The following is a 14,490-nucleotide window of genomic DNA, read 5'->3' as shown; positions in this document are numbered from 1 at the left end:
GTTAGCCGCGATCGAGGCGGACTGCAGGACCGCTGCAGGTCATGCCTGCGCGCGCGGCGGATCCGAGATCGACATTTGATGGCCGCGTGGCGGGCGGCGAACAGAGACCGGATCACGGCGTACAACCGCGTCTACGAACCTCGAATGCGGGAGCAGGTCAAGAAGCGGCAGTCCATTGTCCGCTCTCGGACCGTCCCTTTCACTATCGAACAGCTGCAGAGCAGGATCTCCTACTTCGGTGGTCGGTGCTGGATCTGTGGCGACGCCGCGGAGCATATCGACCACGTGAAGCCGATCAAGGCTGGCGGGTGGCACATGCTCTCCAATCTTCGGCCCGCATGCGCGCTCTGCAATCGACGCAAGAGTTCGCTCTGGCCGATCAAAGATTCTGACCTGGAGCTGATCCGGGCCAGATAGAACGGGAGGAGGTGCCACGTGAACGCACCGGTCCCGTTCGCGCCGGGTGCGCTGCGCGAGTTCCTCATCGGCAACCCGGATTTCACGGTGCTCGTCGACGCCGCGAACGTGACGACGCGGGAGCTCCCGGACCCGTTGCGGTCGCCGTGCGTCACGATCCGTGTCCCCGGGAACGTCGGCGTGGACCCGATGCTGCGGCGCCCGATGCTCGTGATCAACGCGTGGGTGCCGCCGGTGAAGATCACGAAGTCCCCTCTCGACCCGGACGAGGAAGCATGGAACATCGCAGCCTTGGCCGGCCAACTGATCGGGCGGGCCCGCAACGTCCGTTTCCGTGAGTCGGTGTGGTCGGGGGAGTGGAAGACCGGCCCGGTCGTCCCCGACCCGGACGTGAAGCGCGGCGTCGACAGTCCGCTGTACCGGGCGTTCATCGCCGTCGAGTTGAAGCTGCGGGAGAAGCCCGCACGATAGCCACCCTCGGTGGCTTCCCTGAACGCTCCACCGCCCGGTGCCCTGGTAGGCACGCCGGGCGGTGGAGCTCCCCATGAATGCTCACACCCGTGAGCCCACCCAGGAGGTATCCCCGTGAGCACTCACGCGAATCCCGAGAAGGCGTTCGTCTGGCTGGACGGTGACGTCTACCGTGCACCCGCCGGCACCGCAATCCCCACCGACCCGTTCGCGAACGCGCCCGTCACCGGCAGCACGCCCGGCGTGACGTGGGACCCGTTCGGCGGCATCGAGGCCGGTTTCGAGCTGAACCCGACGCAGGACCTCACCCCGCTGCCCGTGTGGAACCGACGCTCGGCGACCTACAAGCTCGTCAAGGGTGTCCGCGAGGACCGGTTCAAGTTCCGTGCCGTCGACTACTCCGTGGCGACAGCGCTCACCGCGCTGCAGGGCGGCACGATCACCGAGGTCGGCACCGCACCGAACCAGTACTTCCAGTGGGAGCCGGGCGACGACGAAGAGTTCGCGCTGCTCCTGCTGCTCCGCGACGAGGACGACACGTCCGGGTTCTTCTGCAAGCGAGTCACCCTCGCGACGCCGCCGCCCCGCGTGTTCGGTGGCGAAACCCTCGACGGGTTCGAGTTCGAGGTCCTCTGCCTCGACAAGGTCGTCCCCGTCACCAGCTGGAATCCCCTCGAAGCCTGATCGGAGAGCCTCCTGATGCCTACCAACCCGAAGAAGACGGCCCCCCGCGCGGCTCGACCGAAGACGGTCGAGCCCGCGGAGGACCGCTTCGACCTCCTCGCCGAACTCGCCACCGACGAGCAGGAACCCGAACTCGTCACCCTCCTCGGCGTCGACGCCGACATCCGCCGCTCGTACACCGGCGAGGAAGCAGTGACCTTCCTCGCCCTGGTGGAGCGGAAAGACTTCCCGGCCGCTCTAGACCTCATCGCCGGCGCCGCCGGGCCCGCCCTGTGGGAGAAGATCGGGGCGATGGCGTCCGCGCACGCCGCGAAGGTCCTCAACCGCCTCTTCGTCATGTCCACCCTCACAGAGGGGGAACTCCTCGCGCCTTTGCCTACCTCTTTCGCGGGGATGGCTGGGGCGCGGCCGTCGCCGGGTTCCGGCGCTACTACCAGCTGAACCTCCGCGACGCGCTCCACGAAATGCCGTGGCGCGACGTCGCGCATCTTCTCGAGCAGGCCGCGGAGTGGCGTGCCCAGGAGATCCGGGACTCGGAGAACGTCGCGATGCTCGTCGACCGCGACGACTTCTACCTCAACAGCGAGTACAGCTCGTGGATCACCGACCCGGACGACCCCGACGTGAAGGCGGCGCAGGCACGCCGCAAGAAGTCCAAGGTCAAGCCGCCTCCGGCGCCGCTGCTGCGGCCGGTCGCGCAACGAGAACCGATACGCATGGTCGAACTCGTGAAGCGGTACCACGCGGAGCTCGAGAAGCACGCGATCCCGGAGAAGCCGAAGGACGTCAAGGTCACGTCGGCTCGTGAACTCGCCCGCCTCATGGGATGGGGCGCATAGCAACCTGATCGGAGGTGGGCGGTGGCCGGCGGCAGGATTGACATCGAGGTCGCACCTGACGTGCGGGGCTTCGACACGAGGCTCGAGTCCGGGCTGCGAGGTGCGGTTGGCACGGCGGGGAAGATCGGTGCCGCTCTCGGTGTGTCGGTGGGCGCCGGTATGGCGTTCCAGAAGGTCATCGCGATCGGCAACGACTTCACGGCGACGATGAACGAGATGCAGGCCGTGTCGTCGGCGACCGCGGCGCAGATGCAGGCCGTCTCCGACCGTGCGCGGGCGCTCGGCAACGACATCAGCCTGCCGGGGACATCGGCGTCCGATGCTGCCGCGGCGATGACGGAGCTCGCGAAGGGCGGGTTCACTGTCGAGCAGTCGATGGCTGCCGCGAAGGGCACTCTGCAGTTGGCGGCGGCCGCCCAGATCGATGCGGCGTCGGCCGCGACGATCCAGTCGCAGGCGCTGCAGTCGTTCGGCCTGAACGCGGACTATGCGGCGAAGACGGCGGACATCCTCGCGAACGCGGCGAACGCGTCGTCGGCGGAGATCGGTGGCATCGCGCAGGGCCTTCAGCAGTCGGGCACCGTCGCGAACCAGTTCGGCCTGTCGATCGAGGACACGTCGGCGGCGCTCGCGATGTTCGCCAACGCCGGCATCCAGGGTTCGGATGCGGGCACGCTGCTGAAGGCGGCGCTGCTCTCGCTCACCGATCAGGGCAACCCGGCGCAGGGCGCGATCGAACAGCTCGGCCTGACCGTGTACGACACGGAAGGGAAGTTCGTCGGCCTGTCGGCGCTGTTCGGGCAGCTGCAGGAAGCGTCGGCGAACATGACGCCGGAGATGTATCAGGCCGCGACCGCAACGCTTTTCGGGTCGGACGCGATGCGTCTGGCAGGTATCGCTGCCGAGCAGGGGCAGACCGGGTTCGATTCGATGGTCGGCGCCATCAACCGGCAGGGTTCGGCGGCCGAGGTCGCGGCAGCGAAGACCAAGGGTCTGCCCGGTGCGATGGAGTCGGTCGTGAACTCGGCCGAGGAACTCGCGCTCGGCCTGTACGACTTGATCGACGGCCCGATGGAGTCGTTCGCGCGTGGCGCCGCTGACAAGCTCAGTGGCGCTACGGATGGGATCGTGTCCGGGTTCAAGACGGCCGCCGATGCTGCGGCCGCTGTCGGTGGGTTCTTCATGGACCTGCCGGGGCCGGTGCAGGCGCTGACGGCGTCGCTGCTGGCGCTGCGCATCACCGGTCTGAACGGGACGGTCAACGCGCTCGGTGGAGGTCTCACGTCGGCGGCCCGGTCGGGGAGCGCCGCGATGCGGTCGTTCGGCGCCGAGGTGCGGTTGACCCGCGAGTACGCGGCAGCAGCGGATCGCCCGGTCGGTGTGTTGCGTGGGTCGATGCTGACGCTCGCCGACAGTGCCGGTGGTGCGCGCGGCGCACTGTCGGGGCTCCGTTCGGCGGGTAGCGCCGTCGTCAGTGCCCTCGGCGGCGCCTGGACGTTGGGTCTCGCGGCGGCCGCGGTCGCGGTCGGGTCGTGGGCGACGAACGTGCAGCAAGCGAAGGCACACGCCGAGGCGTACGACGCTGCCCTGCAGAAGATCCGGTCGACGCAGTCGGCACTCGGCGACATCTTCTCGCTGAACCAGGGCGCGTACGACGAGCAGGCGATCGCGAACATCGCCGAGCAGGTCAACCTTGTGTCGACGGCGTTCGGTGAGGCCGCCGCGAACGACGCAAAGTGGAACAACGTGATGACGGACGTCATCGGCGACATCGTGATGCCGTGGCGTGGCGCGAGCGACGACATCTCGAAGTCGATGGACGAGATCGCGCTCGCGAACCGCCAGGCGCAGGAGGCGATCGAGAAGACCGGGCTCACGTCGGAGCAGATCGCGCAGAAGACGGGCGCCGACGACGAGACGTGGGCGCAGTTCGAGCGGAAGCTGCGCGCCTCGGGTGAGGGCGGAGACTTCGCTGCGGAGAAGCTGAGCGAGATCCGTGGCCAGGTGCAGGACCTCAACGAGGTCGCGAAGAACGCGACGCCAGGGTTCTTCTCGCTGAACGAGGCGGTGAAGACTCTCGCGGACGAGTCGGCGTCGGCGTCGGATCAGGTGAACGCGATGAAGGTCGCGCTCGACATCCTCGCCGGCAAGCCCGTTGCCCTGTCGGATGCGTTGCAGCAGTACCACGCGCAGGTCCGGGAGACCGCGGCCGCGACCCAGGAGGCGTGGGACGCGTCGCAGGGGTGGGCGCTCGAGCTCCGCAACGAGGACGGCTCGGTCAACACCGCGACAGCGAACGGTGACCGGCTCAAGCAGGCTCTCGACGGGATCCGGGACTCGACGATCAACGCTGCTGTCGCGGGCGCGGACATGGCGCCGATCTGGGCGTCGAACGAGGAGCAGTTCGCGCAGCTCGCCGAGGCGACCGGGCTCAGTATCGATCAGATCCGGCAGATGGCGATCGAGGCCGGTCTGGTCCCGGATCGGATCACGATGCTCGCGTCCCTCGAAGGGGTGGAGACTGTCGAGGGCCAGTTGGCGGTCATCGGGTCGATGCTGCAGACGACGGGGCAGCCCGTCGACATCCCGATCGATGCACTCACAGATGCCGCACTCCTTGAGCTCGAGCAGGTTGGGGTCGAGGTCGACAAGGTAGACGGGAAGCCGGGGATCGTCCGGTTGTCGGCGCCGAACGAGGAAGTCCTGAAGCAGATTCAGGCGGTCATCGACAAGAACATCCCTGGCAAGGATGCGACGGTCACGTTCCGCTCCCAGGGTGATCCTGCAGCGCGCGCAGCGTACTTCGGGGCCGCGAACATCCAGGGCCCCATGCCGATCGGCGGGAACGAAGCGGGCGGGCGGCTACCCGGGTACGCGGCGGGCGGCCGCATGCCGGCGCGGTCGGCGACCGACGACATCTTCGCCGTCCTGCCCAACGGCACCCCGATCGCCAAGGTCAACGGCAAAGAGTGGGTCATCAACGCGGACGCCTCCCAGGAGTACGACCGTGAGCTCGCGATGATCAACGCCGGCATCTTCCCGAAGCTGCCCGGCTTCGAGACGGGTGGTCGTCTCGCGGTCGACCGCACCGAGCAGCAGCTGCGGGCACAGTCGGGGAAGCCGTACCAGTACGGCGGCGTCGGGAACCCGTCGTTCGACTGCTCAGGTCTGGTGTCGTTCGCGTACGCCCTCCTCACGGGGAAGGACCCGGGGCAGCGGTGGTTCACCACCGAGAGCGACTTCGCTGCGCTCGGGTTCCTGCCCGGTCTCGGTGGCCCGGACGATCTGTCGATCGGTGTGCACAACGGCGGCGGCGGCCAGTACTCGCACATGGCGGGCACTCTGGCCGGTGTCCCGTTCGAGTCCGGAAGCAACGGTGTCATCTACGGTGCCGGTGCTGCGGGCGCGGACGATGCACAGTTCGAGAACCGCTACCACCTGCCGGGTGGCGCGTTCAACCCGCCGTTCGTGGGCGGCTCCTCGGGCTACGGGGGTGCTGCAGCATCGTCGTGGACGGAGAAGGACGAACTCGACCTGAAGGCCGCGCAGGCAGCGCTGCTGAAGGCGACGGAGGACCTGTCGAAGACGCAGGCAGGGTTCGACGAGGGCAAGAAGACGCCCGGCGACCTCGAGCAGTCGAAGGTGCGGCTGCAGCAGGCCGAGCTGAAGGTTCGGGAACTCGAGCAGCGGAAGGGCTCCCCGTCGTCGGGCGGCCCGGCGCCGGACGCTCCGGGGCTCTCGGCCCGCTACTCCGACGCCGACCTCGAGCAGCGTGATCTCGAGCGTGCGGTGATCCGTGCTCGGGAACGCCGCAACGAGGTGTATGCGGATCCGGACAGCACCCCGACCGACCGGCAGGAAGCGGACGACAACCTGCAGAAGGCCGAGGACACCCTCGCGAAGGGTGGACGCGGCGAGAAGGAGTCGGTGTCCGCGAACATCGCGGACCGGTTCGGTGACGCGGTCGGGTCCGCGGTGTCCGGTCAGATCGAGGATGCCCTCGGCATCGTCGGGCTCGACGGGCAGCTCGGTGCGGTGGGTGCGTCACTGAAGCTGGCGACGGAACTGCAGCAGCAGCAGGCCGATCTCGCGAAGCAGGGTGCCCCCTCGTTCACACGGGACGAACTGGCGAAGCAGGGGCCTGTCACGCCGGGAACGCAGGACTGGATCGAGGAACTGCTGAAGACGCTGCAGGTGCCGATGGTGTTGCGCGACACCGGTGGACCGCTGCCGCATGGTGTCGCTGGGCTGAACCTGTCCGGTGAGGAGGAGTGGGTCCTCACCGGTGCGCAGCGGCGGCAGCACGACCGCGATCTCGCGGAACTCGCCGCACTGCGGGCATCGCGTGGCGGCGTCGACATGGCCGCGCTCACCTCGCAGATGTCGGGCGGCGACTTCTCGATCCACGTCAACAATCCGGTGGTCAACGACGGGAAGAAGTTCTTCCGGGAGATGAACGCGATCCAGTCGAGGCAGATGATGCGGTTCAACGGGAGGCCACGCACATGACCCGTCGCGGCACGATCATCAACATTCACGGCTGCGACGGGTCGTTCTGGCCGATGGGCCCGGACGACGACGGTGACGTGTTCATCCCGGAGGATCAGGTCAAGGGCCTGTTCGATGCGCCCGTCCGCACGGATTGGGATTCGCAGGCGCAGCAGGACGGCGGCACCTTCCATCGCGAGGTGAACGAGTGGCGGGACCTGTCGTTCGGGTTCCACGTCAAAGGGCATCGGCATCGTCCGTTCGACGACGTGTACTCGGAGTTCCGGAACGCGTTCGACTACAAGCCCGACCGGTGGGACCACGATGCTCGGCTCGCGTGCATCGAGGTCATCTCACAGCGGTCGGGTGCCCGCCGGCTCGACGTGCAGCTGCACGAGGCGCCGGACTTCGACCCCGGTGTCGACCCGGCGTCGATCGACTACGGCAACCCGATCCTGCCGCTGCGGGCCGGGCAGCCGTACTGGTACGAGCCGGACGTCGTCACCTCGTGGGAAACGACCGACGCCTCGGGGTCGGGGACGATCGTCGTGTCGAACCCGACCGATGTGCCGATGCGGCAGAAGTGGATCCTGACCCGAGGCACGTGGACGCTACCGGACGTGTCGTGGGCGGGTCCCCGCGGCGCACGTGCCCCCGGCGTCGACAAGCTCACCGGACGCGACGACTCGACCCGCAAGATCCTGATGCCGCCGCTCGGCGCTGTCGAGGGCGGCGCGGTCGTCGACCTGGACCTGACCAGAAACCTGATGGTCCGGGACGCGCACGACACGAACCTCCTCGCCAGGATGCCTGTGCCCGGCCGCTACTTCACGTGGCTGATCCCGCCGTGGACGCCGGAAACCGAACTCCCCGTGTCCGTCACGGGAGCACCAGCTGGCGGGGCCCGGTGCCAACTGGTGCAGCCGCGGCGGTGGCGGAAGCCGATCGGAGGTGAGCAGTGAGCATCGACTTCGACCTCACCCTCGAAGAGCAGTGCGAGGCGATCTGGGAAGCGACCAGGCAGGCGTGGCAGCGCGAGCAGAACCTCCGTCAGGTCCCTCCGCTCATGCGCCTGTGGGACGGTGACATGCGGCTGCAGCACGTCGTCGCCTGCGAGTACGGCGTCGACGCGACGCTCGTCGACGGCGACACCGGCCCGATCCAGGTCGACCTGCCGTTCGATCACCCGGTCGGGCAGTGGATGTGGGACACGTGGGGCCGCATCGAACGCGGTGAGAAGCAGAACGTCATCGTCACCATCGACTACACCGGGGCACGCATCGACGGGCTCCTCGCGGACGTCACTCTCGCCCCGAACGATCAGGGCGCCCAGGTCCTCACGTGCACGTTCACGTCGTCGTACGAGCTCCTGAAGAGCTACCACGTGTGGTCGAACCCGGTCCTGCCGGCGGCCGCACAGCTCCCGCGAACGTTCATCCTCGCCGGGCCCGTCCCGTGGGTCCTCGGCACCACCCTGCATCTGCAGTTGCTGCGCGAGAACTTGTCGCTGTGGGCGATCCCCGACGACCCGCTCGACCCGTCGACATGGTTCAACCTGGACCAGTCGCAGTGGTCGATCGTCGTGAAGCCGCTGTCGTTCATGCAGTCGATGGCCTCGGGCGCCCTGTGGGGGATCGCGTCGTCACGGTGGAAGAACTGGCACGACATGGCGGCGCCGATGATGCGGGACGCCGAGATCACGCCCGTCCTCCGCCGCCACCTCGCGGGAGACCCGCCGCCGTGGCCGGGCGCGAACCTCAAGCACGGCGCCCTCGTCGTGTCGTTCGAGGACAAGTCCGGCTCGTACACGGGGACATCGAACGGCGGCACCATCTTCGATGGTCTCGCCCGCACGTTCGCGGAACTCACCGAGGACCTTCTCGATTCGACGGCAGCGATCGTCACCGACCAGAGCATCCCCGCCGAGTACTACCAGCCCGGGAACCGGCTCACCCGCAAGGAACTCCCGTTCGCGGTGTGGTTGTGCGACGAGCAGGGCCGCGGCCCAAACTTCCGCGTGAAGCAGACGATGGGCCGGTACGTGCAGCTGCTGACGGGCGGCCACTCCGCGCCGGGAGTGAACGAACTGATCTCCGCCGGCATCCAGGCGCTCGGCGACATCCTCGGAAACCTCGCCCAGATCGGGTCGATCGGCGGCTCCGTCGACACGGTACTGCGACCGTTCTACGAGGACACGCTGCTGGCGTGGATCGCGGTGAAGATCCTCTCCCGCGCTCAGACACACGGCTGGGTCAGGTTGTTCGAGTACTTCCAGCAGTCGTCCGGACGCGCCTACACGTTGAACTCGATCATGGTGCTCCGTCAGGCGGCGTGGGCTACCAGGCGGTTCGAGACGTTCGAGATGGACGTCACCGATGGTGCACCGTTCCTCATCGGCGACCAGGGGCAAGGGCACGTGTTCCTCGGTGACCGTGGAGGTCTCGGCCGAATCCCCGGCGATCCGACTGGCCGCATCTTCATCCGCCGCATGTCGAAGCTGAACCTCTCGTGGGACCGGCAGAAGCCGTGGGGATGGACGCCGACGTTCGGTGACGAACGCGGCCTACAGGACCCGGTCGAGCAACTGACCGGGATGCTCGAGGTCGCGTTCGGGGCCGTCCATGATCTAGGAGTGCTGTGACACAGATTCAGGGACTCGACGGATTCGACGAGTGGGAGCCGTGGCAGGGGCAGGGTATCCCGACCCGGGAGAACTGCGACCTCGAGAACCCGCGACAGATGTTCCTGTGGATGTTCACGGCACTGCCCGGCGTGATGGGTGCACCGCTGATCACCGTGCCGGAGATGTGGGAGATGATCTCGTTCCGCATGTGGCAGTGCGGCGCCCGTCTCGCCGCTGATCCGGTCGTGAAGTACGCGGCGACCCGCGACAACATCCTGAACCGGTGGACGGCCGCGGGGAAGTGGATCGACGTCGACGAGCCCGAGCCGCCGCGCCGGTCCGTCGCCGATTCCCTCGACAAGCTGTCGCACGCCGACAGGATCGCGATCCGCACCGTCCTCGACGAGAAACTCGGTCTCCCACCGGTCGAAGAGACGCGGCTGCGTGTTTCGGACCTCGCCGAACGCCTCCGCATCGAACCGGATCGCGCGGTCGAGGTGTGTCGGGAGTTCGGGATCGAAACGTCACGTGACGGATTCGTCGACCACGACATCGCCGACCGCATCGCTAACCACCTCGGACTCTAGGAGCACACGATGTCGACTCGATTCCTTCCCGTCGCCCGCGGCTTCTACGTGACGAGCGGCTTCGGAGCCCGGTGGGGAACCACGCACTGGGGCACCGACTTCGGGCGCGACGGCGGCAGCGGCGGACACCCCGTGTTCGCGGCGCAGGGCGGCACGGTCGTGATGGTCGGTCCGGCGTCGGGGTTCGGTCAGTGGGTCGTCGTGGATCACCCAACGGCGGACGGCTCGGGGACGACGGTGTACGGGCACGTCATCCCGGAGGTGCGGCTGGGTCAGCGTGTCGAGGCGGGGCAGCGGATCGCGCGGATCAACCCGGACTCGAACACGAATGGCGGTGTCGCGCCGCACCTGCATTTCGAGGTGCACCGCTCGGTGTGGTCGCAGCCGGGACCGAATCGCCTCGATCCGCAGCCGTGGCTGGCCGGCGCACGCTGGCCGGGGGAAGCGCCGCGGCCGACGACACCAGTCGCAGCCCCGGTGGACGAAGACGCGGACGAGGCGTGGCTGCCGATCCTCGAACAACTCACCGGACCGAGGGAGGCGTGATGGACGCGGAAATCTGGAAGCCCGTTCTGGGATACGAGGGCCTGTATGAAGTGTCGAGCATCGGCAGGGTGCGGACAGTGGAGCGTGTCGTCAGAGGAGGCAGGACGCCGACCTCCTCGCGCACGGTCCCTGCGAAGGTTCGGAAGGTGTCGGCCCATGTGAACGGAGGGCACCTCTGGCTGAAGCTGCACCGCAATGGAGTTCGCACGCCGAGATTCGTGCATCGCCTCGTGCTCGAAGCGTTCGTTGGCGAGCAGCCGGAGGGGCGAAACGAGGTTCGTCATCTCGACGGGAATCCGGCCAACAACCGGGTCGAGAACCTCGCGTACGGCACACATGCCGAGAACGTGGCAGACATGCTCGAACACGGCACGCACCGGAACTCAAGGAAGTCGGAGTGCAAGTGGGGGCACCCATTCGACGGGATGAACACCTACATCCGTCCCGATGGCAACCGTGATTGCAGAGCTTGCGCGAAGGCCCGGAAAGACGGAAGTAGGGCAGCGTGATGGACGCACAGACACTTCGCGCAGCGATGCAGGAGACCTACGTATCGCAGGGCACCCTCGAGGCGTACCTCCCGCACTTCGAGGAGGCGATGCGGGCGGCCGAAATCACGACGCCGCGGCGCGCGGCCGCGTGGTGCAGCCAGATTGGACACGAGTCCGCGGGGCTGCGCTACATGGCCGAGATCCAGACGAACGGACCGGGCTGGACGTGGGACCGAATCCGTTATCGCGGTCGCGGGCCCATCCAACTCACCTGGTCGTCGAACTACCGGCGGTTCGGGCAGTGGTGCCGCGACCGCGGGTACGCAAGCGACTCGGAGCTTTTCGTCAACCAGCCCGAACTCGTCGAGCAGCCGCGGTGGGGGTTCCTCGCCGCGAGCTGGTACTGGCTCAACGGCGGCCCGCGGCCGGGCGAGATCAACGCGTTCGCGGACCAGGGCAACCTCTTGAACGTCTCCCGGTGCGTGAACGGCTGGGTGACCACACCGAATGGGATGCCTGACCGGCAGGCCCGCTACGACCGGTGCCTCGCGATCGGCGCGGCACTACTCCCCGACACGAACCAGGAGACAGACCTGATGGGTGAAATCGCGAACCAGGTGAAGGACCAACTGACCGGCCCCGCCGGCAAGGGATGGCCGATCCTCGGCCGCGCCGCCGAGACAGACGGCTCCCGCGACCGGTACGCCGTCGAAGCGATCGCCGCGATCCTCGTGCAGCTCGGCGGACCGACACGCGATGGACTCAGCTTCCAGGGCTGGGACCAGCTCGGCGACGGTCCCGACTCCGAGGCCCCGCGCCGCACGCTCGTCGACGCCATCGCGCACACGATCCGGCAGAACGAGCAGATCCTCGCCCAGCAGGCCGAGATCCTCGCACTCCTGAAGGAGAAGAAGGCATGACCATTCTCGGATACACGCCCGGACAGGTCGCGAAGGCGCTCGTCGCCGCGCTCACATCGGTCGTCGCACTGTGCACGCTCGCAGTCGCGACGTTCACGGACGGCCCGCTCGTGCAGGTCGGCGCGTACGCGACGGCCGCGCTGCTCGTGCTGAACCCGATCCTCGTGTACGCGAAGGCCGCAGCACCGATCCTGGTCGGCGGCGACGGGGACGGCCGTCACTCCGTGGCCGAGTGACGATCCCTTCGCCGGCCACCCTCTCGGATATGGGGGTGGTCGGCCTCGTCGTGCTCATCTTCTTCCTCCTGCTGCTCGCGCTGAAGAACGAGTGGGTCGTGTTCGGGCCCGCACACCGCACGATCGTGCGGCTCCTCGAGCAGGCCCGCGATCATTCGCAGGCACGGGAAGCGGAGGACGCGAAGACGATCCAGTCACTCACGCAGACCGTCGCGAGGTTCACCGTCACCGGTGAGGCGTCGGTGCACGGCATCGAGACGATCAACCAGCTCGCCGACAAGGACCGCCAGGGGTCGTCGTGAGGTGGCCGTGGACGAAGCAGGTGGAGCGGGCCGAGCGGATCAACGAGGAAGCGCGGGCGGGGATCGCCCGTGCCCGTGCCCGGGCGCGTGAGGCGGAACGTCTCGACGCTCACGCCGCGGAACTGACTCGACGGTTGCGTGACGAGATCGAGGAGAACGGGTGGACGAGGAAGCTCGAGGAAGCGTGGGGAGGTCGGCATGACGGTTGATCGGGTCGTCCCGGATGTGATGCTGCTGCTGCTCGCGGTGGCCGCGACCGTGTTCGCGCTCCTCTACCTGTGTCGTAGCCCGTTCTGGCGCAACAGGATCGGGAAGATCTACGGCGCGAAGACGGGGATCATGGCGTTCGTCCTCCTGCAGAACACGCTCGCGGTGTGGTGGTCGCAGGAGTATCCCGGACGGCACGTGATCCGACTGATCATCTACACGCTCGGATTCCTCGCGTTCATCCCGATGATCGTGTCGCTGTGGCGGATGCAGCAGGAGGACCGGCGGCGCGACGAGACCGACGAGGTTGACCGGTGACGGCGCCGGATGGCGGGTTCCCGGACGGTGCGTTGAACGCGCTCGACGGGCTCGCCGCGAACCTCGCGAAGGACGAAGAGGACTGGAAGCAGCAGTACCGGGCGCCGTTCCAGTCGAAGTTCGAGGGCTCGTTCTGGTCGCGGTTCGTGACGCACGTCCTCGCCGGGTTCACCGGCGGTATCGCGCAGGTGATCACGAACATCGTCGGCGCGATCACGCAGGGAACGGCGACCACGATCATCGGACTAGCCGAGTACATGCTCGGGCTCAAGGGGCAGGTGGAGGACACGACGACGGTGGTCGAGGGAGCGCTCCAGGACATCTCGGACATCACTGAGAATATGGTCACGGAGGTCACGACGCCGATCTTCGATTCCCTGCACGGCAACGACATTCCGAGCTTCCCGAGAGTGCTGCTGCAGCCGGTGCCGACGTCTTCGACCGCGAGCGAGTACCTCGGTGGCCACACGCACGGTATCGCGAATCCAGGAACCTCGTCCTCGACACAGAGCGAGCAGCTCGGCAGCCACTCCCACAGAATCACCACCGAGATGCCGACGTACCTACCGGGCAATCAGGTGCTCGACCTGACGTTCATTCGCGTCGACCGGAAGATGACGATCGACCGAGTGAAGATGATCACCGGCCACGCGTCCGGATGGTTCTCGACCCTCGACTACTGGTACATCGGTCTCTACGTCGTGGACCCGACCAACAACAACCAGCTCGACCTCGTATGGGCGTCCGGCGATCTGAAGAACACCCTGTCGTCGCAGGCGATGGAGTACAGCTTCGCATCAACCGCGACCGAGGAACTCTTGCCCGGCCACCTCGTCGCGGTAGCTCAGCTGCAGCGGCCGGGCATACTGTCCGCGTGCCGCCGGATAGCCGCCGTCCCACAGGTCGGCATCGGGCAGTCGGGCGGCGAGTTCCCCCTCGCGCAGTGCGCGTACATCACCGGCCAGTCTTCGATGCCAGCGTCGATTTCGGAGTCGTCGATCCAGTACAACTACACGATGATCCCGTGGGTCGCCGTGTCGAAATCGTGAGAGGTCGAGTGCATGACCGATATCCGCAGGCCCACGCCGACCGGCAACTTGAACCTGCCGACTGTGGGCGATTTCACCGTCTCGTATGAGTTCTCGGATGGCAGCGACTTCCCGTCCGCCGCGGAGCTGTACTTCTTGATCGGGCGTGCAAGCGGACCGCAGACGCGTTGGGACTTCACAATCAACGGTGGCGTCGCGACGCTCAAGATCGAATCCGAGGCTGTCGCCCAAGTGAAACCGCAGACTCCGTTCTGGCTCATGCTCGGCGACCTGAGCACGTCACCGAGCACTGAGCTCGAGATCCTCACAGGA

18 protein-coding genes are annotated in these 14,490 nt (G+C 67.3%); all 18 read left to right on the top strand.

Annotated features, from left to right (window positions below; genetic code table 11):
- The coding region (locus RR1_RS20770; RefSeq protein WP_218017480.1) for an HNH endonuclease at positions 1-417 on the top strand (417 nt) is incomplete at its 5' end.
- A gap of 18 nt (positions 418-435) precedes the next feature.
- Positions 436-888, top strand: a complete 453-nt coding sequence (locus tag RR1_RS20765) for a hypothetical protein (RefSeq protein ID WP_010836622.1) — start codon at positions 436-438, stop codon at positions 886-888.
- A gap of 114 nt (positions 889-1,002) precedes the next feature.
- A complete protein-coding gene (locus RR1_RS20760; protein ID WP_010836621.1) occupies positions 1,003-1,572 on the top strand; it encodes a hypothetical protein in 570 nt (189 codons plus the stop codon).
- A gap of 15 nt (positions 1,573-1,587) precedes the next feature.
- Positions 1,588-2,013, top strand: a complete 426-nt coding sequence (locus RR1_RS20755; protein WP_010836620.1) for a hypothetical protein — start codon at positions 1,588-1,590, stop codon at positions 2,011-2,013.
- 23 nt (positions 2,014-2,036) lie between these two features.
- Complete coding sequence (locus tag RR1_RS22175) at positions 2,037-2,411, top strand: hypothetical protein (RefSeq protein ID WP_010836619.1); 375 nt, start codon at positions 2,037-2,039, stop codon at positions 2,409-2,411.
- 141 nt (positions 2,412-2,552) lie between these two features.
- Positions 2,553-6,920, top strand: coding sequence for a phage tail tape measure protein (locus RR1_RS20745; RefSeq protein ID WP_238558918.1), 4,368 nt, complete (start codon positions 2,553-2,555; stop codon positions 6,918-6,920).
- Positions 6,917-7,861 carry a hypothetical protein gene (locus RR1_RS20740; RefSeq protein WP_010836617.1) on the top strand — a complete coding sequence of 315 codons (945 nt, stop codon included), beginning with the start codon at positions 6,917-6,919 and terminating at the stop codon, positions 7,859-7,861. Before RR1_RS20745 ends, RR1_RS20740 begins: the two co-directional genes overlap by 4 nt.
- Positions 7,858-9,540, top strand: a complete 1,683-nt coding sequence (locus RR1_RS20735) for a Gp37-like protein (RefSeq protein WP_010836616.1) — start codon at positions 7,858-7,860, stop codon at positions 9,538-9,540. The genes RR1_RS20740 and RR1_RS20735 overlap by 4 nt, the downstream gene beginning before the upstream one ends.
- A complete protein-coding gene (locus RR1_RS20730) occupies positions 9,537-10,109 on the top strand; it encodes a phage gene 29 protein family protein (protein ID WP_010836615.1) in 573 nt (190 codons plus the stop codon). The genes RR1_RS20735 and RR1_RS20730 overlap by 4 nt, the downstream gene beginning before the upstream one ends.
- A 9-nt stretch (positions 10,110-10,118) precedes the next feature.
- Positions 10,119-10,655: a M23 family metallopeptidase gene (locus RR1_RS20725; RefSeq protein WP_010836614.1), complete on the top strand. Its 537-nt coding sequence runs from the start codon at positions 10,119-10,121 to the stop codon at positions 10,653-10,655.
- Positions 10,655-11,164 (top strand): NUMOD4 motif-containing HNH endonuclease, encoded by a 510-nt coding sequence (locus RR1_RS20720; protein WP_010836613.1) that lies wholly within the window; start codon positions 10,655-10,657, stop codon positions 11,162-11,164. The genes RR1_RS20725 and RR1_RS20720 overlap by 1 nt, the downstream gene beginning before the upstream one ends.
- Entirely contained in the window at positions 11,164-12,066 is a 903-nt protein-coding gene (locus RR1_RS22670; protein ID WP_010836612.1) for a glycoside hydrolase family 19 protein, read from the top strand. Before RR1_RS20720 ends, RR1_RS22670 begins: the two co-directional genes overlap by 1 nt.
- Complete coding sequence (locus tag RR1_RS20710) at positions 12,063-12,302, top strand: hypothetical protein (protein ID WP_010836611.1); 240 nt, start codon at positions 12,063-12,065, stop codon at positions 12,300-12,302. Before RR1_RS22670 ends, RR1_RS20710 begins: the two co-directional genes overlap by 4 nt.
- Before the next feature lie 29 nt (positions 12,303-12,331).
- Positions 12,332-12,604, top strand: coding sequence for a hypothetical protein (locus tag RR1_RS20705; RefSeq protein ID WP_010836610.1), 273 nt, complete (start codon positions 12,332-12,334; stop codon positions 12,602-12,604).
- Positions 12,601-12,813 (top strand): DUF7620 family protein, encoded by a 213-nt coding sequence (locus tag RR1_RS20700; RefSeq protein WP_010836609.1) that lies wholly within the window; start codon positions 12,601-12,603, stop codon positions 12,811-12,813. The genes RR1_RS20705 and RR1_RS20700 overlap by 4 nt, the downstream gene beginning before the upstream one ends.
- Entirely contained in the window at positions 12,803-13,129 is a 327-nt protein-coding gene (locus RR1_RS20695) for a putative phage holin (RefSeq protein ID WP_010836608.1), read from the top strand. The genes RR1_RS20700 and RR1_RS20695 overlap by 11 nt, the downstream gene beginning before the upstream one ends.
- On the top strand, positions 13,126-14,178 hold the full coding sequence (locus RR1_RS20690; protein WP_010836607.1) for a hypothetical protein: 1,053 nt from the start codon (positions 13,126-13,128) through the stop codon (positions 14,176-14,178). The genes RR1_RS20695 and RR1_RS20690 overlap by 4 nt, the downstream gene beginning before the upstream one ends.
- 12 nt (positions 14,179-14,190) lie before the next feature.
- On the top strand, positions 14,191-14,490 hold a 300-nt coding region (locus RR1_RS20685; protein ID WP_072713748.1), incomplete at its 3' end, for an LtfC-like domain-containing protein.

Origin of the sequence: Rhodococcus rhodnii NBRC 100604, assembly GCF_001894925.1 — a bacterium.
In the GTDB taxonomy this organism is placed as follows: Bacteria; Actinomycetota; Actinomycetes; order Mycobacteriales; family Mycobacteriaceae; genus Rhodococcus_F; species Rhodococcus_F rhodnii.
This window is presented reverse-complemented; position numbering and strand designations above follow the sequence as displayed.